A 22,420-nucleotide genomic window follows, 5' to 3' on the forward strand; every position below is an offset into this window, starting at 1 on the left:
TCTCATGCAGCTTGTGGGTCAGGCGGAGAGAGGCTCCTGATCGCCGTAGCCGCTGCATCGCTGCTGATCGAGATGAAGGATGTGCTTCCGTTCGCTGTAGTACAGCTCCTGATAACGGAGAGCATCGCGATTGAGCTCGTCGAAGAGATCCTGAATGCACTGCTCCATATCCACCGGCTCCTCCGCTGGCTGATGCTCGATCAGCGTGGCGATGCAGGCCTCGAGCGTCTGCAGTCGCTGCCCGCCCCAGGCCTCCAGAAGATGCCGGCAGCGTTTGAGACTTTTCTGCCGTTCCAGCAGCGCGGTCGTCCCCCTCAGCTGGACGAGAGGCTCCGCAAGGGAGACCCGATCCAGTTCTCCAGGCTCCAGCAGGGGCGTCAGCCGTGACACCAGAGCACTGTTCTCGAGCAGAAGCTGATCGGTGAGCAGCCTGGGAAGATCCAGGTCCGCCAGCTGATCCCCGGTGTCCTCGGCACGGCTGATCAACTCGAGCCTGCCGACGCCGAGATTGGTTTCCTCCAGTTCCGTGATCGCAGCCCAGAGCAGCCGGTGCGGCTGCAAGGCGAAGTCCTCCAGTTCACGCTGACGAAGCTGCTGACGAACCTCAGCGCGATGGCGCGGGCAGTGGAGATAGAGCCGCAGAAGGTCGGCCTCGCAGCGTTCCCGCTGACTGGCCTCCCCAGGCTGTTCGTGACGACTGGCACGTCCGTGCCAGCGCTGTCCCTTCACCTGCTGACGCAGATCCTCCTCCAGCTGCAGCGCGAGGCGCCCCTGCCCGCCGCTGAGCCGCTCGGCCACCCGTTGCAGGTAGTGGGTCCGCACAGCCGACTGCGGCAATTTGCCGAGCAGAGCCACCAACTCGCTGACGGACTGCTGGAACTGATCGGAGCGACTGAGATCGCGCTCCTCCAGGACCTGCTCGATCTGCCAGTCCAGCCACAGGGGGGCCTGATCCAGCAGCGCTCGGTAATCCCCGGCGCCGTGATCCTTCAGGAACTCGTCAGGGTCCTTGCCCGACGGGAGGTGCAGGACCCGCAATTCCAGCTGACCCTGCATGGCCAGCTGCTCGACCTCGCCGATCGCACGATTCGCCGCCCGGATTCCGGCCCGATCGGCATCGAAATTCAGCACGATCCGCTTGCTGTCGCTGACGCGGCAGAGCTGCGTGATCTGCTGGCTGCTCAGGGCCGTTCCCAGAGCGGCCACCGCGTTGTTGACCCCGGCGGAATGCAGGGCGATCACATCGAAATAGCCCTCCACCACCACAGCGCGGTCATCCCTGCGGATGGCGTTGGCCGCCTTGTCCAAACCGAACAGGTGCTTGCCTTTCTCGAACAGCTCCGTCTCCGGAGAGTTCAGATACTTCGGTTCACTGCCGTCCAGGCTGCGACCACCGAATCCGATCACCCGACCCTGACGGTCATGGATCGGCACCATCACGCGATGGCGGAACCGGTCGTAGAACCCGTTGCCACCCTTGCGGGGCACCACGAGACCGGCCGCCTCCAGCACCTCTGGTGCCAGCCCCTCCACCTGCTGCAGATGGCTGAGCAGGCCATCCCATTGATCCGGGGCGTAGCCGAGTTGAAACGCGTCCTGCGTCGCCGCGGACAATCCCCGCTTGGTCGTGAGATACGCCAGGGCCTCCTTGCCGGCAGGGCTCTGGAGTTGCGATCGAAACCAACCAGAGGCCAGGGAAACAGCCCGCTGAAGCTTCTCGCGACGGGACAGCTGCTGACGCAGACGTTCCTGCTGAGGACCATCAACGGTCTCCACCGGCAGCTGATATTTGCGAGCCAGCTCCAGCACCACGTCACTGAAGCTCTGGCGCTGGAACTCCATCAGGAACTTGATGGAGTTCCCACCCGCACCGCAGGAGAAGCAGTAATAGAACTGCTTCTGCGGCGACACGGTCATCGACGGCTTGCTGTCGTCGTGGAACGGGCAGATCCCGACGAACTCACGCCCCTTCTTCTTGAGAACAACGTGCTCTCCCACCACATCGACGATGTCAGCGCGCTCCTTGACGGCGTCGATCGTGCGGGGGTGCAGGCGTGCGTTCACCATGGGGCCATTCTGCGAAGTCACGCCCTGCCGTCCAGTGACGGATCCTGCAACCGCACGAGAGGACAGGCGACCGGCAGGCACGTTAGGAGCAGGTTCGGCCTTGATCTCCACTCCGGAGGAGGACCTTCAGAGGACGGAACCATCAGAGTGAGCCGACCGCCATGTCCAGACGATTGGAACGATCGGAACGGATGAAGGCTGCCGCTGATCAACTCCGAGCCGGCTTTGAGCTGTGCAGGCCCTGTGTTCTCAGCTCTCTGGCTTTCAGCCTGATGACCGTCTGCGTGAAGCAGCTGGGGGGACGGCTGCCCGTGGCGGAAGTGGTGCTGTGTCGCGCCCTGATCAGCGTGGTGCTCACCGCGGTGGGACTGAAACTGGCCAACGTCTCGCCCTGGGGAGAGCGACGAGGCCTGCTGCTGCTGCGAGGACTGTGCGGAAGCCTGGCCCTGCTCTGTTTCTTTGAGGCGATCACCGTGCTGCCGCTGGCCTCGGCCACCGTTCTTCAGTACACCTATCCAACCTTCACGGCACTGGCAGCAGCCGTGTTCCTGGGGGAGCGGCTGCGCCGGAGCATCGTGCTGGCGGTGCTGCTGGGCTGGGGCGGAATCATGCTCGTCGCGCAGCCGGATTGGCTCAGCCGTGGGATGACCACACTGCCGATGACGGCGATCGTGATCGCTCTTGGTGGTGCCGTGTTCACAGCACTGGCCTACGTCTGTGTGCGCCGGCTCTCCAGCACGGAACACCCCCTGGTGATCATCCTCTACTTCCCGATGCTGTCTGTGCCGCTCACCCTGCCGCTGGTGGCTCGTGAAGGCGTGATGCCCCTGGGAGCGGAGTGGATCTGGTTGCTTGGGGTTGGCGTGTTCACCCAGCTGGGACAGATCTGGGTGACGGAAGGGTTGAGCCGGATGCCGGCCGCGCGGGCGACATCGATCAACTATGTGCAGGTCGTGTTCGCTGCACTCTGGGGTTGGCTGGTCTTTTCGGAGTCCCTGAATGCTTGGGTGATCAGCGGAAGCATCCTCGTCCTGATTTCAACCCTGGTGAGCCTCGCCGCCAGACGCTGACGCCTTCCGGCAGATGGCCTCCTCAGGCATGCTCCAGGCCGAGAGGAAACAGCTGCCACTGCTGCTCTCCAGGGGATGAGGCCAGTGGCCTGGCGAGAGACCAGCTGTCGCCCTGCTCCCCCCGTTCAAGAAACAGCTCGAAGGCGCTGTCGACCCGCATGCTGTCTCCCGGAAGCTGCCAGTCGAAAGAGCCGAGCAGATGCACGAGACGCGCCCCATCAAGCTTGATCTGCTCCTGCTGCTCGATCCGAACCCGCGAAACGCTGGGCACGTCGGTGGAGACGGGAAGATTCAGGCTCGAAGCAATCGCTGACTGCGTGATCACGATCTGCTGAGCCAATGCCTCGTTGATGATCGACCTCGGCGGTTCATTGCCCAGGGAACAGGCCGTCAGCATGACGGTCATCAGGCACCAGAGACAGACCTGGCGAAGCTGACGCAGCATCCATCGAGAGCATGTGAGGACCATGATTCCGGCCTGTCGCCGATGCACCTCCCTATCCAAGCAAGCCAAAGACACGGAGGAGCGCAAGACCGGACCGCCGCGAGCGATGCTCTCGGCAACGACAACATCAACAACGGGCCAAAAGCGACAACTTGACTTGACCAATCAAAACCGAAATAGACCACTGAAAGTCAACCAAATCCCCGAATCCTCCGGCGTGAAGGGATCAATCCGAATGTTCTGAATCAACGTTCAGGAAGAGCGCCCAGCAATCTGTGTCAAGCATCCGGGTCGATGCTCATCCAGCTTGATAAGAACGGGTCCTGGATTAGGGTGTCAGAAAGGGCAGATCAGGATGCTCGGCTGGTTGAGCGGAACGATTCTTGCGACGTATCAGCGAGGCAACCGTCATCTCATTGTTCTGAGATGTGGATCTGTCGGCTACGAAGTCAATGTTATCCAGCGTGATTGGAACGACATCACACAACACGAAGAGCGTGCTTACTGGATTCACCAGGTTTGCCAGAACGACGACACAATCCTGTATGGATTCCAGTCTCTGAGCACGCGCGAACTGTTCCGCACCCTGATCAGTGTGAACGGTGTGGGGCCCCAGGTGGGACTGGCCCTGCTTCAGGAATGCAGTGTTGAAGATCTTGTCGATGCCATCATCGATGCCGATCTCAGCCTGTTGAGCCAAGCCCAGGGGGTGGGCCGGCGCACCGCGGAGCGGATCACGGTCGAGCTGCGCTCGACTCTGGAAAACCAGCGTGCATCCTTCCAGGAATCGGAGCCCGTGAAAGGCCAGGAGTCCAAGGGAGAGAGAGCAGTTCAGGACGGCGTCCCGGGGGATCTGGTCAACACCCTCAACGTGCTGGGTTACGAGAATTCCGAGATCCGTGCGGCGATCCGCGCCGTGAAGGACACGCTTCCCCCCGGGACAGGGGAGGACGCCTGGTTGCGGGCATGCCTGAAGCAGTTGAGCCTCCAGTGAGGTCGACCCGGTAAGATGGTTGTTTGCAGCACAAGGGCTTTTACCCCCGCATGTCGCTCGATACCACCGAAAAGCAGCAGCTGATCAACACGCATCAGACCCATGGCACCGACACCGGCTCAGCCGAGGTTCAGGTGGCGATGCTCAGCGAGCGGATCAACCGTCTCAGCGGCCATCTGCAGCAGAACAAGCACGACTTCTCGTCCCGTCAGGGCTTGCTGAAGATGATCGGACGTCGGAAGCGGCTGCTCAGCTATGTGCGCAACAAGAGTGAACAGCGTTATTCCGACATCATCGGCAAGCTCGGCATCCGCGGCTGAAGTCTGATGTCGGACCGGCGCAACCCGTTGCCCTTTGAGCCCAAGGGCACAAAGGGGGAACGAAGCGAGAAGGCACAGGCAGCGCCGGCCGCACGCCAGGAAGCGATTCCACGCCCGATTGCCAATCGCATGGCGCGACGGGTCGCCGTGTTCACCGGTCTGCCATCACTGGCTGGCATGGGAGTGTTCGTCCTCAGCTACGTGCTGGTGACCCGGGGAATCGCAGACATTCCACCGGGTGTGACCCTGACAGGATCAGGCGCTCTGTTTCTTCTCGGTCTTGCAGGGCTGAGCTTCGGAGTGCTGACGACAAGCTGGGAGCCGCAGCCCGGATCTCTTCTGGGTCTTGAGAATCTGCGGCCCAACCTGCAGCGGATGCGTCAATCGATCCGAGCGCAGAAAGAAAAGGACTGACGCAACTCAGGCCGCAACCAACCGACCGCTGCATCGTGCGGAGAAGGCCATGGCCTGCAGCGATTCGGCTGCTGAAACAGCATCCCGTACACAGAACTGAGGGCCAAGACGGACGTAACGGACCGATGGCCCCTGGCGCACCTCCGCCACCACCGGAACACGCACACCGAGCTCTTCGCGGTCGGGCCGGTGCTGCTGAAGGCACTCCCGTAGCTTGTGCTGCACGGCGATGTCGCTGGCCTGATCCACCGGCAACTCCACCACCAGCAGCGTGAGATCGTCGACAGCACGGCAGTCGTCCACAATCAGCTGAACTCGATCATCTCGGCGGTCGACACCGGCCCAGATCAGCAATCGGGCCTCGGCCATCAGATGATCCGACAGACGCGCGTAACTCTTCGGGAACACAACAGCTTCACAACTGCCGGTGAGATCCTCCAGCTGAAGAATCGCCATCCGGTCACCCTTGCGTGTGGTGACCTGGCGGAACTCACTGATCATGGCGATCGCGCTCACCTTGGCCTTGTCGGCCTGTTCTTCCAGGGATCCCAGACCGATCGGAGCCAGGAGGCTGGCCGACGGTGACAGCTGTTTGAGGGGATGGTCCGAGAGATAGAAGCCGACGAGATCCTTTTCGAGCCGCAGTTTCTCGGTCGGCGGATAGTCCGCCACCGGTGCGGCCTTGGGAGCAAGGCTGAGATCAGCGGGTGCATCAGCCGCATCCGCTGGGGCTGCCATCAGATCGAACAGGTTGCCTTGACCGCTGTCCCGATCCTTCGCCCGGGAGGAGGCCCAGTCGAGAAGCAGATCCAGATCAGCCATCAGCTGGGCCCGGTTGCCGTCGGGTTGAAGAGCATCCATGGCCCCGCAGTGAATCAGAGACTCAAGACCACGACGATTCAGCACCGACGATGGAATCCGGTCACACAGATCAGCGAGGCACTGGAACGGACCATCCGACTCGCGTGAGGCGATCAACTTCCGGATCGCACCATCGCCGAGATTGCGGACCGCCGACAGACCGAACAGGATCCGCTCGCCCGTGGGTGTGAAATCAATGCGGGACGCGTTCACATCCGGTGGGAGCACTTCGATGCCCATCGCATTGCAATTGGAGATGTAGCGCTGAACCTTGTCGGAGGCGCCGGCATTCACCGTCAGCAGAGCAGCCATGTAGGCCACCGGATAATGCGCCTTCAGATAAGCGGTCTGATAGGTGACGGCCCCATAGGCCGTGGAATGGCTCTTGTTGAAGCAGTACTCGGCGAACAACACCATCTGGTCGAACAGCTCATCGGACACCTTCTCGTCAACGCCGCGTTCCGCTGCCCCCTTCACGAAGATGCCGCGATGCTTCTGCATCTCAGCCACCTTCTTCTTACCCATGGCCCGACGAAGAAGATCGGCCTGTCCCAGGGAATACCCCGCCAGATCCTGCGCGATGCGCATGATCTGCTCCTGGTAAACCATGATTCCGTAGGTCTCGCTGAGAATCGGCTCAAGGATCTTGTGAGCGAAATCAATCGCCTCACGTCCATGCTTGCGGTTGATGAACTTGGGAATCAGTCCGGCATCCAACGGTCCGGGCCGGTACAGGGCGAGGATCGAGGAGATGTCCTCCAGTGATGAGGGCTTGAGATCACGCACGATCTGACGCATCCCGCTCGACTCCAGCTGGAAGATCCCCTCGAGATCTCCGCGCGCCAGCAGTGCGAACGTCTCGGGATCCTGCGGAGGCAGACGGTCGGGATCGACGCGGGTCCCACTGCTCACCTCGACCAGCTCAAGGGTCTTGTCGATCATCGTGAGGTTCTTGAGGCCGAGGAAATCCATCTTCAGCAGCCCCATCGACTCCACGTCCTCCATGAAGTACTGCGTGATCACCTGACCGTCGTTGTTCCGCTGCAGCGGCACCAATTCATCCAATGGATCCGCGGCGATGACGACACCGGCAGCGTGAACGCCGAATGTCTTGTTCGTTCCTTCGATGCGCATCGCCATGTCGACCCAGCGCTTCACCACCGGATCACCCTCGTATTTCTCGCGGAATTCGGGATTCGGGGATTCAGCACCAATCATCGCCTTGAGCTTGGCGGGCTTTCCGCGCACCACGGGGATCAGCTTCGCCAGACGGTCGGCATCGCCGTAGGGGATGTCGAGCACACGGGCGACATCCTTGAGCACGGCCTTGGATGTCATCCGGTTGAAGGTGATGATCTGCGCCACCTTGTCCTCGCCGTAGCGCTCGGTGACGTAGTCGATCACCTCACCGCGGCGTTCGATGCAGAAATCCGTGTCGATATCAGGCATCGACTTGCGTTCGGGATTCAGGAAGCGTTCGAACAGCAGCCCGTTGCTGACCGGATCGATGTTGGTGATCCCCAGGGCGTAGGCCACCAGTGAACCGGCGGCGGAACCGCGACCCGGGCCCACAGGGATGCTCTGTTCACGGGCGAAGCGGATGTAATCCCACACCACCAGGAAATAGGTGGGAAATCCCATCTGCTCCATGATCTTGAGTTCATGGGCCATCCGATCGGCATAGGCGGGATCGATCGGGGCCTCTGACGCCAGCTCCAGACGGTCCCGCAATCCCTGCTCCGTCACCTCGCGCAGGTAGGTGACGGACGTATGCCCCTCGGGAATCGGGAAACGGGGCATCTGGTATTTGCCGAGGATGTCGTAGTCCTCAACCTTCTCGGCGACACGCACGGTGTTGCGGATCGCCTCCTCCACCACCTCGGGCTCAAGATGATCGACGAAGAGGCGACGCATCTCCTCCTCGGTCTTGATGTACTCGGTGCCGGTGTAGCGCAGCCGTTTCTCATCACTGATCAGCTTGCCGGTGAGCACGCAGAGCAGCGCGTCATGGGCTTCGACGTCCTGCTTGCTCAGATAATGCGCATCGTTGGTGGCCACCAGCTGGATGCCCAGCTCCTTGGCGATCCGCACGATCTCAACATTGACGATGCGGTCTTCGGGGGAACCGTGATCCTGAATCTCCAGGTAGTAGTCGTCTCCGAACACCTCCTGATACCAGCGGGCCACATCACGGGCGACCTCAGGACGCCCGCGCAGAATCGCCTGGGCGATTTCACCGCCGAGACAGGCGGTGGCGATGATCAGCCCCTCGCTGTGCTGCTTGAGCAGCTGCTTGTCGATGCAGGCCCTGGAGAAGATTCCGCGGCCGCGCATCCCCCGCAGGTGACTGATGCTGGTGAGCTTCACCAGATTGCGGTAACCGGTGGCGTTCTTGGCAAGAACCACCAGGTGATAGCGCTTCTCCTTTTTCTGCTGAGGATCGTCGATCGAACCGTTGATCACATACATCTCATTGCCGATGATCGGCTTGAGATCCGTGCCCTTGCAGAGCTTCAGCAACTCGATGGCTCCGTACATCACACCGTGATCCGTCAGCGCAATGGCGGGCATGCCGAGCTCCCGGGCACGCTCGACCATGGAAGGCAGCTGCGAGGCGCCATCCAGAAGGCTGTAGTCGCTGTGGTTGTGAAGTGGTACGAATGCCATGGGGTCAGCCTAAGACCCAACGCAAGATCAAGCGTACGAACTGCACAGCCTCCACCAGATGTGGTGGGAATCAGGGAACCAGGCTGGCTTCGGGACGCTGAGAGAGCACGTCAGCAGCCTGCTCGTACTGGGAGGCCACCTGCAGAAGACGCGCCTCATCCAGCACATTGCCGATCAGCTGAACGCCGATGGGAAGGCCGGCCTGGCTGAATCCGCAGGGAACACTGATGGCGGGCAGGCCGGCCAGGTTCACCGGAATCGTGAGCAGATCAGCCAGGTACATCGCCAGCGGATCATCGGCGTGGGCTCCACTCCGGAAAGCGGTGGTCGGTGCCGTCGGCGTGAGCAGCACATCCACGGACTGGAAGGCTGCATCAAAGTCGCGGCGAATCAAGGTGCGCACCTGCTGTGCCTTCCGGTAATACGCGTCGACGTAACCGGCGGAGAGCGCATAGGTTCCGATCAGGATGCGGCGCTGCACCTCGGCGCCGAATCCTTCGGCACGGCTGCGGGCCGTCATCGCGGCCAGACTTTCGGCGTCTTCGGCTCGGAAGCCGTATTTCACGCCGTCGTACCGGGCCAGGTTGGCGGAGGCCTCGGACGGTGCGATCACGTAGTAGGTGGCGATTCCGTCGGTGAACCGCGGACAACTCACCTCCACCAACTCGGCCCCCAGAGCCTCCAGCTGCGCAGCAGCGGCCTGGGTGGAGGCCTTCACTTCGGCATCCAGGCCCTCGGCGTCGAAGCACTCGCGGATCACGCCCACTCTCAAGCCCTTGATCGACCGGTTGAGACCACTGCTGAAATCCGGAACCTCGGCGTTCAAACAGGTGGAATCACGCGGATCAGGGCCAGCGATCACCTGCAGCAACTCCGCAGCATCGGCAACGCTGGTGGCGAAGGGACCCACCTGATCCAGGGAGCTGGCGAACGCCACGAGCCCCCAGCGACTGACCCTGCCGTAGGTGGGCTTGAGACCCACCACGCCGCAGAATGAAGCCGGCTGACGGATCGAGCCACCCGTGTCCGAGCCGAGGGACGCGACGCAGGCCCCCGTGGCGACAGCCGCCGCACTGCCGCCCGAGGATCCCCCGGGGACGTGATCGGTGTTCCACGGATTGCTTGTGGCACCGAACGCGGAGGTTTCCGTGGAGCCCCCCATGGCGAACTCGTCCAGGTTGGTCTTTCCGACCAGAACACCACCGGCGCGCCACAACCGTTCCGTGACAGCGGACTCGTAGGGCGGCACGAAACTCTCCAGCATCCGGCTGGCGCAGGTGGTGGTCACACCCCGGGTGCAGAGGTTGTCCTTGATGGCGAGAGGGATTCCCGCCAGAGGTCCAAGCTCCTCCCCAGCGGAGCGGGCGAGATCGATGCGATCAGCATCGGCCCGGGCTCGATCCGCTGTGACGTCCACAAAGGCGTGGACCTCGTTCTCGGTCTTTGCCGCCCGCTGGAGATGCTCTTCGACAAGCTCACGAGCAGAGATCTCCCCGCTCTGCAGCTGCTGACGCCACGCGCTGATCGTCATCGTCCCGGCTTCATGTCAGGGCGACGCTATCAGTCGTGTGCTCAGCCCTCAGCCGCGATGGTGAGCGGTTCGCCACGGCGGGTGCGCAGCAGGCTGTGACGGATGGACTGAGGCTGCTCCGAGCCGATGTCCTCGAGGAAGACACCCAGCTGATCCTCCAGACCCTTTCGGGAGAGAAAGGGGCCGAACCAGTAGGTGACGTCAGGGCCGCTCGTTTCGACTCGGGCCCACCAGGCCATTCCAAGTCCATTGGCAAGGCTGCGCAGCGGCCGGATCAAAGGACTCATGGACCTTGAGATTCTCTGCGCATTTTGCACCGACCAGACCGAAAAAGATGTGATCTCAGGGAGATAGCTGGATGCTCTGATCAAAGTGAAGGTCCGCCTCCTCTGTTGGAGCGGACAGCGTCAGATCGATCCGTTGCTCCGGAGCAGCCTGGCTTGCATCCTTGGACTTGCGTCCCGGAGCCGTGTGTGGACGCACCACCGGCGGCGAGGGAGCCTGTCCGTGGATGTCCTTCATCCAGCTGCGGCGTGCCACTTCGTAAACGCAGAGCGCCGTTGCCACCGAGGCATTGAGGCTGGGCGTCACACCCCGCAGGGGAATGCGGACCAGCTGATCGCAATGGCGACGCGTCAGCAGAGAGAGCCCCTGGTCCTCTGAACCGGTCACCAGAACGATCGGTCCGTCGAGGTCAGCATCCGTGAGGGTCACATCACCCTCCGCCGCCAGGCCGATCACGCGATAACCGGAATCCTTGAGCTTCTCCAGAGACCTGTTGAGATTGACGACCCGGGCGACCGGCAGGTGCTCCAGGGCTCCGGCAGCCACCTTCGCCACCGACCCGGTGAGTCCGGCGCTGCGCCGCTGAGGCAGAACCAGACCATGGGCTCCCATCGCCTCCGCGGAGCGGACCACGGCTCCGAGATTGTGAGGATCGGTCACCCCATCCAATGCCAGCAGCAGTGCGGGTTCACCAAGATCGGAACAGCCCTTGATCAGGCCATCGAGATCAAGGGTCTCCGCAGCAGCCGTCTGCAGAGCGATTCCCTGATGCACCGACCCACTGGTGATCTGGCCCAGCCGGGCCCAGGTCACCTCCTCGACGAGGACACCGGATGCCTTCGCTTCTCGCAGCAATTGCAGGAACTTGGCGGAGCTGCGCATCTCGGGCGTGCACCAGATGCGATGGATGGGGCGACCGGATTCCAGGGCCGCCTGGCTGGCATGGCGCCCCCAGACCAGATCATCCGGCGGCGGAGAGGCTGCCGCTGCATCCGGGATCTCCTCCCGCTGACTGCGGACCGCCGCGCCCGGGGCGGAACCATGACGGGAGCGGATCGGGGGCTGGCGCCGCTCATCCACTGAGCGTCGACGCCCTTCCGGCCGCCTGCGATCCGCTGACCACTGGCCGTCGTCAGGGCGAAACTCCCTTCGCTGCGGGTCTCTGTCTCTGGTGCGTGGATTGACCACGCGGTTCTGATTGTCCGAGAAACGACGCTGCGGTCGTTCACCGGGTCGCGAAGCTCCAGGGCGACCGACACGGCCCTGCTCCCCCCGACGCTCACCCTCCCTTGGCCAGTCGCCGCGGTCGCGGGACTCGCTGCCGTTGACAGGACGCCGACGTTCCCCCCGTCCCTGGCGACCATCGCGGGGGGGGCCACCGGAGCGGCGTTCAAAGCGAGGTGTCATGGGCGACAGAGGTGTGGGCGGATGGAGGACTCGGATCCGACCCGTCCGACTCCAGCGAATCCAGGAGCTGAGCGAGACGGGCTGGGTTGTTCAGAAACAGCCAGCCCACCATTGTCTCAAATCCTGTCGCCATTCCATAAACCGCTGCATCGCCGCGCCGGGGGCCACGACCGGCGCGGTTCCGACCACGACGCACCAGGTCGAGCTCACGGTCATCCAGCAGCGGCTCAAGCTGCTTGAGAGCACGGGCCTGAGCATCAGCACAGACCTGATCCACAACCGCACGGTGCAGAACATCGGCACGACCGGGACTGCTGCAGTGACGCAGGCGCTGATGCAGCTCCCAGACCGCATCCCCCAACCAGGCCAGCTGGAGAGGACCGAGTTCATCACCGCCGCCGGTGCCGGTCCACCCGTGGATCCAGTCGCTCAAGCCGCCAGCTGGCTGAGGGCGGTGGGCAGGTCGTCGACGAGATGCAGGAAGCCCTCAAGGCGCACCAGCTTCACGGTCTGGGTGACACGGGAGTTGCCGACCAGCTGAAAGGATCGCTTCGCATCGGTGCACTGCTTGGCCAGTTGCACCAGAGCGCCGAGACCGGATGAATCGAGGAAATCGATCTTGCTGAGGTCGATCACCGCCGGAAGGCTGCTGGCCTGAAGAACGTCTGCGACGTAGGCCATGAACTGCTTCTCCGAATAGGCATCAAGTTGCCCGGTGAAGTGGAACACCAGACATCCGTCCCTCTGCTCGAAGCCGCCTCGGAGGGAGACGGTCAGTCGCTGCAATTCGCTGATGGGTTCAGCTCCCGGGAGACCTCTGGGCGAGATTTTAGTGAGGCTGGACGGCGTCAACCACCACTGGACCGCCGATCCGCCATCAAGGTCACGAACCTGGCGAAATGGTGGTCCGCGTCATGGGGGCCTGGACTTGCTTCCGGGTGGTACTGGACACCGAAGACGGGTCGGTTGCGATGCGCGAGAGCCGCCACGGTGCGGTCGTTCAGATTCAGATGGGTGATCGCGATGCGGCTGCTGTCCAGGGACGCCGCATCAAGGGCAAATCCATGGTTCTGGCTGGTGATCTCCACCTGGCCATGCGTGCCGCAGGGATGATTGAGTCCTCGATGGCCGTAGGTGAGCTTGAAGGTGCTGCCGCCGAGGGCCAGACCGAGGATCTGATGGCCCAGACAGATCCCGAACAGGGGCAGATCCGGCTGATCCAGCAACTGGCGGGCCAGGCTGATTCCACCGCTGACCGCGGCCGGATCCCCCGGACCGTTGGAGAGGAACACCCCTTCCGGGCGATGGTCCAACACGGTCTCCAGATCGGTGCTGGCAGGAAGCACCGTGACGGCACAGCCATGGGCAGCAAGCCGATCCAGGATCGCCCGCTTGATGCCGAAATCGATCGCGACCACCCGGTAGCGCTCCTCAGGATTCGTCCTCAGCCGCTGATCGAAGCTCGCAGCGCAGGGGGACTGCCAGGCGTAGGGAGTCCGCGTGCTGACAGCGTCGGCGAGGTTCAGCCCTTCCATCGAAGGAGCCTGCTTCAGCTGCTGCATCAGTTCAGCCGGAGTACGACCGTCGCTCCCGATCACGCCGTTCATCGCACCGGCCTCGCGCAGATGACGCACCAGTGCCCGGGTGTCCACACCGCAGATCCCGACCAGCCCATGGCCGACCATCCAGCTCTGGAGATCACCCGTGCTGCGCCAGTTGCTGGGACACGGCGACAGCTGTCGGGCGATCACTCCGCGTGCATGGGGCGTCTCCGCCTCCAGATCCTCTCCATTCACTCCCGTATTGCCCAGCTCGGGATAGGTGAAACTCACCAGCTGCCCGGCATAGCTGGGATCCGTCAGCACCTCCTGGTAGCCGGTCATCCCGGTGTTGAACACCACCTCCCCGACGACCGATCCCCGCTTGCCGAAGGCATGGCCCGAGAGCACCGTGCCGTCCGCCAGCACGAGATGGGCCTGCGCGGACGGAGAAACGGAGATCAAGGCAGCCAGCCGCAGCTCATCACCTTCTTATTGTCCATCTCCATCGGCAAGGGCCCGCCGAAGGGCCTCCAGTCGCTGCCAGGGATGCCCCTGATCCAGGCTCTGGCGGGCCATGGCGGCACCGACACTGAACTCCTGCTCCACTCCGGCAACCCAGAGCACCAGTGCTGTGTTGAGGGCGACCACGTCACGCTGGGCAGCATCTCCCTGGCCGCGCAGCACCTGTTCAAGGATGGTGCTGTTCATCGACAGATCCCCACCGCGGAGGGCTTCCAGAGGGGCCGATTCCAGTCCCAGCTGCTCGGCAGTGAGCGAGAGAGAGCGCACCTCACCCTTCTCGATCAGTCGCAACTGGTTGCTGCCGGCCAGCGAGGCTTCATCGAGACCGCCGGCGCCATGGACAACGATGGCCCGCTGAAGGCCGAGCCGCTGCAGGGCACCCGCCATCGGATCGAGCAGGGTGTCCCGAGCCACCCCAAGCACCTGGGCCTGGGGGCGCAGGGGGTTCACCAGGGGACCCAGCAGATTGAACACCGTGCGGACGCCGAGACTGCGACGCAGAGGCGCGAGGTTCACGAGGGCCGGATGCCAGGCAGGGGCGAACAGAAAGGTGATCCCCGTGCTGCGGAGCGCGTCAACGACCCGGGGCAGAGGGGCCTTCAACTGCAGACCGAGGCCTTCGAGCACGTCCGCTGATCCGACCTTGCCGCTCGCGCTGCGGTTGCCGTGCTTCGCCACCGAGACACCACACGCCGCTGCGGTGAAGGCCACGGCGGTGGAGATGTTGAAGGTATCGGCACCATCACCGCCGGTGCCGCAGGTGTCCACCATGGCCAGATCCGGCCGTTCACAGGGCAGGGGGCAGGCCTCGCGCAGAACGGATGCCATCGCCGCGAGCTCCTCCGCCACCATTCCCTTGGCCCGCAACCCGGCCAGGAAGGCACCGGTCTGCACGGGTGAAAGTTCTTCCGCCAGCCAGGCCCGCATCAGGGCTGTCGCCTCCGCGCTGCTCAGATCTCCCCCCTGCAGCAGGCCATCCAGCAATGCGGACCAGGAAGGAGAGTGGGGCGACATCGTGGGCAACCGGGGACAAAAAAACCCGGGGTGCAGAGCACGCCGGGCCAGGTGATGGGGACTCCACCACTATCACTCAAACGTCCAGAACCTGACCAGACCGGCTGCGCGGGTCTTCAGCCGGCATCGTTCTCTGTGGTGTCGAAGCCTGAACCGACGGCATCGTCCACAGCCTGGCCTGGACGGAAGCCACTCGCCCAGAGGCTGCGCACGCGGCTGTTCAGGTCGTCTCGCGTCAGCGACCACAGCGTCAGCAGCCGATCCAGGTCCCGTTGCAGATCTTCGGCTCCAGGGAAGCCGTCGTAGCGGATCAGCAAGCGAGCCAGATCGGTGAGGTCCCCGTCGCGGGGAGTCTCACGCGCCAGCAGTCGATCGACGTGATCGCGATCGATGGCGTGGAGCGGATGGCTCTGGGTGGGCTCGGACATCGACTGGGTTCCCGATCGCACCAGCCTGACGCAATCGGCCACTGCCTAGGTTGTCGGCCTGCACGGGAGACGGCATGGCCGCCATGCGCCTCGATCTGATCGGCCGCTATCTGCGACCTCACCGGCGCACCGTGCTTCTGGGAGCTCTGGCGCTGGTGGTGGTCAACATCCTCAGCGTCACGATCCCCATGGAGGTGCGTCGCGTCATCGATGAGCTCCAGGACGGCTTCTCCTACGACCGTGTGCTGCGTCAGGCGGGCTGGATCGTGGTGCTCGCCACCACGATGGGAGGGGTGCGTCTGCTGTCGCGTCAGCTGGTGTTCGGCATCGGACGACAGGTGGAGGTGGAGCTGCGGCAGCGACTGTTCGACAACATGCTGAGGCAGGAGCCGGCCTGGGTTCAGTCCACCGGCAGCGGTGAGGTGATCAGCCGTGCCACCAGCGATGTCGAGAACATCCGGAGGCTGCTGGGATTTGCGATTCTCAGCCTCACCAACACCGTTCTTGCCTACAGCTTCACCCTGCCGTTCATGCTTGCGATCGACCCCTGGTTGACGCTGGCAGCGGTTGGTCTCTACCCGCTGATGCTGGGCACCGTGCGGCTGTTCGGCGGGCGCATGATGCGGCAGCAGAGGCGGCAGCAGGAGACCCTCTCCAGGCTGAGCGAGCTGATCCAGGAGGATCTCTCGGGCATCGGTGCCATCAAGATCTACGGGCAGGAGGTCTCCGAACAGGAGGCCTTCGGTTCACTCAACCGGCACTACCGGGACAGCGCCATCCGACTGGCCCGCACCCGGAGCACGCTGTTCCCGCTCCTCGAGGGGATCGCCTCGATCTCTCTGCTGCTGCTGCTCGCCCTGGGCAGTGGCCAGCTGGAGGCCGGCACCCTCAGCATCGGAGGACTGGTGGCCCTGATCCTCTATGTGGAACGGCTGGTGTTCCCCACCGCCCTGCTCGGCTTCACTCTGAACACCTTCCAGACAGGCCAGGTCAGCCTTGAGCGGGTCGAGGAACTGCTCCAGCGACAGCCCCTCATCCAGGACAGGGGGAATCATCAAGATCCCGGTCAGACGTCTGCGAGTGGACGGCTGGAAGCCCGCGGACTCTCTGTGCGCTACGAGGGCGCGGAGCGGGACACGCTCATCGACCTGAGCTTCAGCATCGAGCCCGGGGAGCTCGTCGCCATTGTCGGGCCGGTGGGCTGCGGCAAGACCACCCTCGCCCGTGCCTTCGGTCGCATGGTGCCGGTGCAGGACGGCCAGCTCTTCCTGGATGGCATCGACGTCACCATGCTGCCCCTGGGCCGACTGCGGCGCGATGTGGCGATGGTTCCTCAGGAGGGGTTTCTGTTCACCAGCACCCTTGCGGACAATCTGCGTTACGGGGAGCCCGACGCCCCCGATGAACGGGTGGAGAAAGCCGCCGATCAGGCACGCCTGATCCAGGACGTCCGCGGCTTCCCGGATGGATTCAGCACGATCGTCGGGGAACGCGGAATCACCCTCAGCGGGGGCCAGAGACAACGAACGGCACTCGGGCGAGCGCTGCTGGTTCCGGCTCCGGTGCTGGTGCTCGACGATGCCCTCGCCAGCGTCGACAACAACACGGCTGCCGCCATTCTGGCTTCGATCAGAGCCCAGGCTGATCGCACGATCGTGATGATCAGTCATCAGCTGTCCGCCGCTGCAGCCTGCGATCGCATCCTGGTGATGGACAACGGACGGATCGTGCAGGTGGGGCACCACAACGATCTGATTCACGTCCCGGGGGTCTACCGAAGGCTGTGGGAGCGCGAGCAGGCCGCCGAGCAACTCGATGCCATGGCTTTCTGAAGAAGTTGGAAGCTTGTGCCTCACACCATGGTCAAGGGGCTTAGCTGAGGAAACGCCAGAGCAGTTCATGACCAGCAGCACTCCTTTCTCCGTGCGCTGCACCCTCACCTTCGGTGATATCTACGGCCAGGTGCTCGCCTGGATGGCTGTGATCTTCGTCAGCCTGGCTGCAGGCCTCGCCCTGATGGGCTCATCCCGTCCTCTGTTCGCGCTGGTCGGAGTTGGGCTGATCCTGGTGCTGAGCCTGCCGTTCCTTCTGTTCGCCTTTGTGACCACGCTGCTGAATCACATCCAGCTGGACCCCTCCGAACAGAGCCAGACGACCTGAACAGCTCCGTCTGCCTAGGGTGACTTCTCTGAATGATCCCTCCGATGCTTCCCTCCTGGCTCTCCCCGAGCGGCGGTTCACCCGACGTCGCCGAACCGGAGCGTCACGCTGTTCTGGGGACGCCTCTGCGCGCGCCCCTGCTCAGTGACCAGGAGGAGGCGATCTTCGCCTGCGGATGTTTCTGGGGAGCGGAGAAGGGCTTCTGGCGCCTTCCGGGAGTCGTGAGCACGGCCGTCGGCTACGCGGGAGGTCAGGTCGAGTCTCCGACCTACCAACAGGTCTGCGGCGGTCGAACCGGTCACACCGAAGTGGTTCGGGTGGTGTGGAGCACCCCAGCGATTGACTTCAGCGATCTGCTCAAACTCTTCTGGGAATGCCACGACCCGACCCAGGGGGATCGCCAGGGCAACGACACCGGAAGCCAGTACCGCTCCGCGATCTACACAACGACGGATCGGCAGATGAGCCTGGCGCTGGCCAGCAGAGACGCCTACCAGCAGGCCCTGCAGGAGCGTGGCTTCGGAGCGATCACCACCGAGATCCAGGCGGATCGCACCTTCCATTACGCCGAGCCCTACCACCAGCAGTACCTGGCCAAGCCAGGCAGCCGTCCTTACTGCTCAGCGATGCCGACCGGGGCTGTTCTGAGCGGGTTCGACAAGGCGGACTATCGGTTGCCGCCGAGGGTCTGGGAGTCCTACGACTGGTCCATCAGCCACTGCGTGCTGCGGAGCGACAACAGTCCGATCAGACTGAACTGATGCCCGAAAGGCTCTCCGATCGTCAGGTGCTGCTGGCCCTGCTGCTGACCCTGATGCTGGTGTTCGGGCTGATCGTTCAGACCCGAACCCATCACGCCGACCCCGCATCACCACTGCTCTGGCGTGAGCAGCCGGCCACCGATCCCGGAACATTGCGGATCTGAGCACGCCTCGGGGATCCGGTTGCGGTCAATGGCATCGTGTGGGGAATCCGCGCGTCGGACTGACCTCACGTGACCGCTCCGCACGAGAGACACGAGCGCCGACAGCTGCATCCCCTGCCAAGGGGTCTGGTGGAGCTGTATGGACTGATCGCCGTTCTGGTGGTGCTGATTCCTGAATGGCTGGCCGATGGAACCCTCAACATCGGCCAGGCCACCGCACCGGTGGAAACGCTGCCGATGCGGGCGAGAGCCTGGAGAATTCTCCCCGAACTTCGCCTTGCCGCGATGTCCCTGCGGGAATTGCGGCGGCTGGCGCAGCAGCAGCGACTGGGGCATTACGCAAGTCTGACCAGGGATCAGCTGACCTTCCATCTGCTGAAGCGGCTTCGCAGAGGGGAGAAACAACGAGCTTCCCGGCTGGGGGCAGGACGCCGGAATGCCCTGTGATAACTTGCTTCTGACGGGGCGTAGCGCAGCTTGGTAGCGCACCACTTTGGGGTAGTGGGGGTCGTGGGTTCAAATCCCGCCGCTCCGATTCTTCCGTCCAGTCCCATGACCTGATTCCTCGATTCAGGCCACGAGCCGGTGATCCCCGCCGGCTCTTTTTCATGGGTGCTCCCGACGCTCAGCGTCGGGGCAGGTGTGCGATCACGAGATGCCGCTGGGCATCGATCTTCAGCCAGCCTTCATCGCGAAGCAATCCGATGACCCGGGTCACGGTGACGCGGGTGGTGCTCAGGGCGCTGGCCATTTCCTGATGGGTCAGGCGCAGGTTGAGCCTCAAGCCGTCATCACAGGGCTGGCCGTAATCCTGGGCCAGGAGCTCCAGGAATCCACGCACCCTCTCCTCCACGCGCCGCAGTCCGAGGAGGGCCAGCATGTACTCCGCCTGGCGGTAGCGGGCGGCAATGGCATCCATCATCGCGATCGCCAGCTGCGGGGACTGTTCCACCTCAGCGGTGGTCATGCACAGCAGGTCGCAGTCAGTCAGCGCGACAGCTTCATAGGCCTCGACGGTGCTGAGGGGTTCTCCGAAGGGTTCATTGGGGCCCGCCAGACCCAGCAGCAGCTCATCACCGTGAACTGACACGGCTCCGAGTTTGACCATGCCGCGCACCACCAGCCAGATGCTGTTCTTCAGAAGCGGAACAACACTTCCAGCGGTGAGATGCACCAGGTTGCGCTTCTGATAATTGCTTTCGAGAAGTCCCCTGAAGCCATCGCGCCGAGGTGAAAGCTCACGGGAGGGAATCGCAACCATGGGGTGTTCCGCGGATACAAGTGAAGTGTATGGAGCACAACATCTGATCCAGGCAAAGGGCTGGGGGCCATTCGGTTAAGGGTGGTCTAACGCTTGTCCAAGAATGAGAAAAGGGAATCGGACCACGGCCGGAAGGTCAATAAAAAAGAGGGCCCGAAGGCCCTCTTGGTGATGAACAAGACATCTCCCGAGGGAGCTGTTTCAGCTCAGAATCACTGACCGATTTTGCTCACAGCGGCCTTGGCCTTGGCCAGGATGTCGCCCTTCAGGGGAACAAAGCCCAGGGAAGGAGCCACGTTCTGAGCCTTGCTGCTCAGCATGTAGTTGAAGGCGTCCTGGACCACCTTGGCCTTGCCGCCGTTGCCGGTCTTGTACGCCAGCACCCAGGTCAGGGTGGCGATGGGGTAAGCGCCCTTGGCGGTGGGGTTGGGGTTCTTGCCAGCCAGATCCTTGTCCAGCGTGAATGCCGTTCAGGGCGCGGGCACCAGCAGCCACGGAGGGCTTCAGGTACTCACCGGACTTGTTCTGCAGAGCAGCGGCAACGACGTTGCCCTTGATGTAGGACTGGTTGACGTAACCGATGGCGCCCAGGCGGTTCTGGATCACACCGGCGACACCGGAGTTGCCCTTGGCGCCGACGCCGGCAGGCCACTTGACGGACTTACCGGTACCCAGGGTCCAGGTGCTGGAGAAGGCCTGCATGGAGTTGGTGAAGGCCTTGGTGGTGCCGGATCCGTCGGAACGGTGCACCCAGGTGATGGTGCCGGGCTGGCAGCCGAGGTCTTGCCAGTTCCTGATTTTGCCCATGGCGACCTTGACGGCCTGCTCCTGGGTCAGCTTCAGATCGCAACCGGGCTTGTTGTACCCGAAGGCGATGGTGCCACCGACCATGGGGATCTGGACGACGCCGCGCTTGACCTTGGCCATGTCCTTCTTCTTCATCGGGTCATCCGATGCACCGAAGTTCACGGTCTGGTCGATGAAAGCCTTGCGGCCGGAACCGGAACCAACAGCCTGGTAGTTGACCTGAGGACCACCTTCCTTGGCCAGAGTGGCGAACCAACGCTGATAGATCTTGGCGGGGAAAGATGCACCGGCACCGTTCAGCTTTTCAGCAGCGGATGCAGACATGCCAGCCCCAAGGGCGAGCACGGAAGAGAAGAGAAGAGCCTTCTTAGCGAAGCTCATGAGAGGCCTAGGGAGAAACTGGCGACCTAGGAGTAGCTAATCAGCGATAGATACGTCGTTAGGGAACGGTTAAGGATCTACGAATTCCCAGGAGCGGTGGAGGTTCTTGCTCATTTCAACGTTGACTCAGCACCGGCCGTTGGTGTGATTCGAGGTCTTTGCTGTCTGTAATCGGGTGGACACTGAATAGCAATCAAGCCAACGGTTGACCCGCTGTCGATGAGTCGGGGGGACCTCCTCGATCAGTTGCGACAACTCCTGGGCACCCATCCGACGCAAGGCGCGGACATCAACATGCCAGAGAGCCTCCGCTTCCCTGATCAGGCGAGCCCAGGTGCGTACCTGCTGCCATTGACGCAGGCGACAGCGCAGGGGTCGGGTCTGATGGTGGATGAAAGCGGCCATGGCAACACCCTGATCAAGCCGACGGCCCTGATCTGAAAACACCCCAGTGGCTTCGGAGTGCTGAAGCAAAAGCGTTGAGTTGTCAGGCAGACAGGCGGTCTGGAACGACCTCCACCGGCACGACAGCGAAAGGAAGCTCGGCCTCTTCGCGACGGGTGAGCCTGCGGGTCCAGGCACCCTTCACCGGATCATTCCAGCGGAACCCTGCCTCGCGGGCGAGATGACGATCATCGAAGGACACCCTGGCGCGCACCAGGCGTCGCGGCTCCAGAGCTTGGGCGATCAACTGCTCGAGATCTTCACAGCGCTGAAACACCTCAGCCAGATAGATGCAGTCCGTCAGGGCCCGGTGAGCCGCCCACACCGGAATGCCGTAGGCGAGTGCGAGATCCCGCACCGACGGACGTGCACGGAGCTGACGCTCGGCAGGCCAGCGCACATCCTCCATGGTGCAGAGCCACGGGTGGGACACCGCGGGAAGAAGACCCTGGCCGAACCACTGTCGATCAAAGGCGGCGTTGTGAGCCACGAGCAGATCGGCTGCCTCGAGAAGGCTCTGGAAATACCGCATCGCCTCCTTCCATGGCTGGGGCAGGCGCGTCACAGCCGCGGGAATGCGATTGATGACCTCGGCGGCGTTGCTCTCCACGGGCAGCAGAAAGGACTGCTGGGCGAGAACGGCCCGGGACGGAACCGAGAACAGAATCACCCCCAGCTCGAGACACTGATCCAGCTCCGGATCCAGTCCCGTCGTCTCGGTGTCGATGATCAGCAGAGACGTCGGTCCTGCAGGCCCGGGATCAGGGTCGGAGAACCCTCCGAGCAGATCCAGCTGACCAGAGGCGAGATCTCCCATTCCGACAAGCCCTGCAGAATGATCTGATTGTCACGCCCGGGGCAAGCGCCCGATTCCTA

23 protein-coding genes, 1 tRNA gene and 1 pseudogene are annotated in these 22,420 nt (G+C 63.1%); 10 read left to right on the top strand and 15 right to left on the bottom strand.

Going from position 1 to position 22,420, the window contains the following annotated elements; translation table 11 throughout:
• Positions 1 to 18: 18 nt before the first annotated feature.
• Positions 19 to 2,067 (bottom strand): DNA primase, encoded by a 2,049-nt coding sequence (gene dnaG, locus ACJ0G7_RS11565; RefSeq protein WP_043696564.1) that lies wholly within the window; start codon positions 2,065 to 2,067, stop codon positions 19 to 21.
• 191 nt (positions 2,068 to 2,258) lie between these two features.
• Here dnaG and ACJ0G7_RS11570 point away from each other — a divergent pair, with 191 nt between their 5' ends.
• Entirely contained in the window at positions 2,259 to 3,137 is an 879-nt protein-coding gene (locus ACJ0G7_RS11570) for a DMT family transporter (protein ID WP_407396353.1), read from the top strand.
• A 22-nt stretch (positions 3,138 to 3,159) separates the two neighbouring features.
• On the opposite strand, the gene ACJ0G7_RS11575 is transcribed toward ACJ0G7_RS11570, so the two are convergent.
• Entirely contained in the window at positions 3,160 to 3,582 is a 423-nt protein-coding gene (locus tag ACJ0G7_RS11575; protein ID WP_253912799.1) for a hypothetical protein, read from the bottom strand.
• Between the two features lie 355 nt (positions 3,583 to 3,937).
• Here ACJ0G7_RS11575 and ruvA point away from each other — a divergent pair, with 355 nt between their 5' ends.
• Genes ruvA through ACJ0G7_RS11590 form a run of 3 tightly spaced genes read left to right on the top strand, consistent with a single transcriptional unit; the run spans position 3,938 to position 5,310 of the window.
• The gene (gene ruvA, locus ACJ0G7_RS11580) at positions 3,938 to 4,576 is read left to right on the top strand and encodes a Holliday junction branch migration protein RuvA (protein WP_043691386.1); all 639 of its coding nucleotides are present in this window, start codon (positions 3,938 to 3,940) and stop codon (positions 4,574 to 4,576) included.
• 50 nt (positions 4,577 to 4,626) lie between these two features.
• On the top strand, positions 4,627 to 4,896 hold the full coding sequence (gene rpsO / locus ACJ0G7_RS11585) for a 30S ribosomal protein S15 (RefSeq protein ID WP_043691388.1): 270 nt from the start codon (positions 4,627 to 4,629) through the stop codon (positions 4,894 to 4,896).
• A 6-nt stretch (positions 4,897 to 4,902) separates the two neighbouring features.
• On the top strand, positions 4,903 to 5,310 hold the full coding sequence (locus tag ACJ0G7_RS11590) for a PAM68 family protein (protein WP_407396227.1): 408 nt from the start codon (positions 4,903 to 4,905) through the stop codon (positions 5,308 to 5,310).
• Positions 5,311 to 5,316: 6 nt separating this feature from the next.
• Here ACJ0G7_RS11590 and ACJ0G7_RS11595 read toward each other — a convergent pair whose 3' ends face one another.
• The 9 genes from ACJ0G7_RS11595 to ACJ0G7_RS11635 all read right to left on the bottom strand — a co-directional run bounded on the left by ACJ0G7_RS11595 (position 5,317) and on the right by ACJ0G7_RS11635 (position 15,566).
• Positions 5,317 to 8,838 (bottom strand): DNA polymerase III subunit alpha, encoded by a 3,522-nt coding sequence (locus tag ACJ0G7_RS11595; protein WP_407396228.1) that lies wholly within the window; start codon positions 8,836 to 8,838, stop codon positions 5,317 to 5,319.
• Between the two features lie 70 nt (positions 8,839 to 8,908).
• Positions 8,909 to 10,369, bottom strand: coding sequence for an Asp-tRNA(Asn)/Glu-tRNA(Gln) amidotransferase subunit GatA (gatA, locus tag ACJ0G7_RS11600; RefSeq protein ID WP_407396229.1), 1,461 nt, complete (start codon positions 10,367 to 10,369; stop codon positions 8,909 to 8,911).
• Between the two features lie 41 nt (positions 10,370 to 10,410).
• Entirely contained in the window at positions 10,411 to 10,656 is a 246-nt protein-coding gene (locus ACJ0G7_RS11605) for a DUF1816 domain-containing protein (protein ID WP_043691397.1), read from the bottom strand.
• A gap of 55 nt (positions 10,657 to 10,711) precedes the next feature.
• The gene (rlmB, locus tag ACJ0G7_RS11610) at positions 10,712 to 12,061 is read right to left on the bottom strand and encodes a 23S rRNA (guanosine(2251)-2'-O)-methyltransferase RlmB (RefSeq protein ID WP_043691398.1); all 1,350 of its coding nucleotides are present in this window, start codon (positions 12,059 to 12,061) and stop codon (positions 10,712 to 10,714) included.
• The gene (locus tag ACJ0G7_RS11615; RefSeq protein WP_407396231.1) at positions 12,045 to 12,494 is read right to left on the bottom strand and encodes a ribonuclease III domain-containing protein; all 450 of its coding nucleotides are present in this window, start codon (positions 12,492 to 12,494) and stop codon (positions 12,045 to 12,047) included. Before ACJ0G7_RS11615 ends, rlmB begins: the two co-directional genes overlap by 17 nt.
• Positions 12,491 to 12,847, bottom strand: a complete 357-nt coding sequence (locus ACJ0G7_RS11620; protein ID WP_407396233.1) for an STAS domain-containing protein — start codon at positions 12,845 to 12,847, stop codon at positions 12,491 to 12,493. The genes ACJ0G7_RS11615 and ACJ0G7_RS11620 overlap by 4 nt, the downstream gene beginning before the upstream one ends.
• Before the next feature lie 62 nt (positions 12,848 to 12,909).
• Positions 12,910 to 14,061: a glutamine-hydrolyzing carbamoyl-phosphate synthase small subunit gene (gene carA / locus ACJ0G7_RS11625; RefSeq protein WP_407396354.1), complete on the bottom strand. Its 1,152-nt coding sequence runs from the start codon at positions 14,059 to 14,061 to the stop codon at positions 12,910 to 12,912.
• A gap of 30 nt (positions 14,062 to 14,091) precedes the next feature.
• Positions 14,092 to 15,138: an anthranilate phosphoribosyltransferase gene (trpD, locus tag ACJ0G7_RS11630; protein WP_407396235.1), complete on the bottom strand. Its 1,047-nt coding sequence runs from the start codon at positions 15,136 to 15,138 to the stop codon at positions 14,092 to 14,094.
• Between the two features lie 116 nt (positions 15,139 to 15,254).
• Positions 15,255 to 15,566 (bottom strand): DUF3288 family protein, encoded by a 312-nt coding sequence (locus tag ACJ0G7_RS11635; protein ID WP_407396237.1) that lies wholly within the window; start codon positions 15,564 to 15,566, stop codon positions 15,255 to 15,257.
• A 74-nt stretch (positions 15,567 to 15,640) separates the two neighbouring features.
• Here ACJ0G7_RS11635 and ACJ0G7_RS11640 point away from each other — a divergent pair, with 74 nt between their 5' ends.
• The 6 genes from ACJ0G7_RS11640 to ACJ0G7_RS11665 all read left to right on the top strand — a co-directional run bounded on the left by ACJ0G7_RS11640 (position 15,641) and on the right by ACJ0G7_RS11665 (position 19,186).
• Positions 15,641 to 17,398 carry an ABC transporter ATP-binding protein gene (locus tag ACJ0G7_RS11640; RefSeq protein WP_407396356.1) on the top strand — a complete coding sequence of 586 codons (1,758 nt, stop codon included), beginning with the start codon at positions 15,641 to 15,643 and terminating at the stop codon, positions 17,396 to 17,398.
• A 67-nt stretch (positions 17,399 to 17,465) separates the two neighbouring features.
• A complete protein-coding gene (locus ACJ0G7_RS11645; RefSeq protein ID WP_407396238.1) occupies positions 17,466 to 17,726 on the top strand; it encodes a hypothetical protein in 261 nt (86 codons plus the stop codon).
• A 44-nt stretch (positions 17,727 to 17,770) separates the two neighbouring features.
• Entirely contained in the window at positions 17,771 to 18,487 is a 717-nt protein-coding gene (gene msrA / locus ACJ0G7_RS11650; RefSeq protein WP_043696579.1) for a peptide-methionine (S)-S-oxide reductase MsrA, read from the top strand.
• Positions 18,487 to 18,651 (top strand): hypothetical protein, encoded by a 165-nt coding sequence (locus tag ACJ0G7_RS11655; protein ID WP_156957080.1) that lies wholly within the window; start codon positions 18,487 to 18,489, stop codon positions 18,649 to 18,651. The genes msrA and ACJ0G7_RS11655 overlap by 1 nt, the downstream gene beginning before the upstream one ends.
• 69 nt (positions 18,652 to 18,720) lie before the next feature.
• Positions 18,721 to 19,098 (top strand): Rho termination factor N-terminal domain-containing protein, encoded by a 378-nt coding sequence (locus ACJ0G7_RS11660; RefSeq protein WP_043691410.1) that lies wholly within the window; start codon positions 18,721 to 18,723, stop codon positions 19,096 to 19,098.
• A 14-nt stretch (positions 19,099 to 19,112) separates the two neighbouring features.
• Positions 19,113 to 19,186 (top strand) — tRNA-Pro (locus ACJ0G7_RS11665).
• A 90-nt stretch (positions 19,187 to 19,276) separates the two neighbouring features.
• Here ACJ0G7_RS11665 and ACJ0G7_RS11670 read toward each other — a convergent pair.
• The 4 genes and pseudogenes from ACJ0G7_RS11670 to ACJ0G7_RS11685 form a co-directional block, all read right to left on the bottom strand.
• Positions 19,277 to 19,912: a Crp/Fnr family transcriptional regulator gene (locus tag ACJ0G7_RS11670; RefSeq protein ID WP_407396240.1), complete on the bottom strand. Its 636-nt coding sequence runs from the start codon at positions 19,910 to 19,912 to the stop codon at positions 19,277 to 19,279.
• Positions 19,913 to 20,124: 212 nt separating this feature from the next.
• Positions 20,125 to 21,100: pseudogene (pstS, locus tag ACJ0G7_RS11675) on the bottom strand (phosphate ABC transporter substrate-binding protein PstS).
• Between the two features lie 126 nt (positions 21,101 to 21,226).
• Positions 21,227 to 21,505: a hypothetical protein gene (locus tag ACJ0G7_RS11680; RefSeq protein ID WP_407396242.1), complete on the bottom strand. Its 279-nt coding sequence runs from the start codon at positions 21,503 to 21,505 to the stop codon at positions 21,227 to 21,229.
• A gap of 82 nt (positions 21,506 to 21,587) precedes the next feature.
• The gene (locus ACJ0G7_RS11685; protein ID WP_043691418.1) at positions 21,588 to 22,361 is read right to left on the bottom strand and encodes a 3'-5' exonuclease; all 774 of its coding nucleotides are present in this window, start codon (positions 22,359 to 22,361) and stop codon (positions 21,588 to 21,590) included.
• Positions 22,362 to 22,420 lie beyond the last annotated feature (59 nt).

Origin of the sequence: Parasynechococcus sp., from assembly GCF_045559935.1 — a bacterium.
GTDB lineage: Bacteria > Cyanobacteriota > Cyanobacteriia > PCC-6307 > Cyanobiaceae > Parasynechococcus.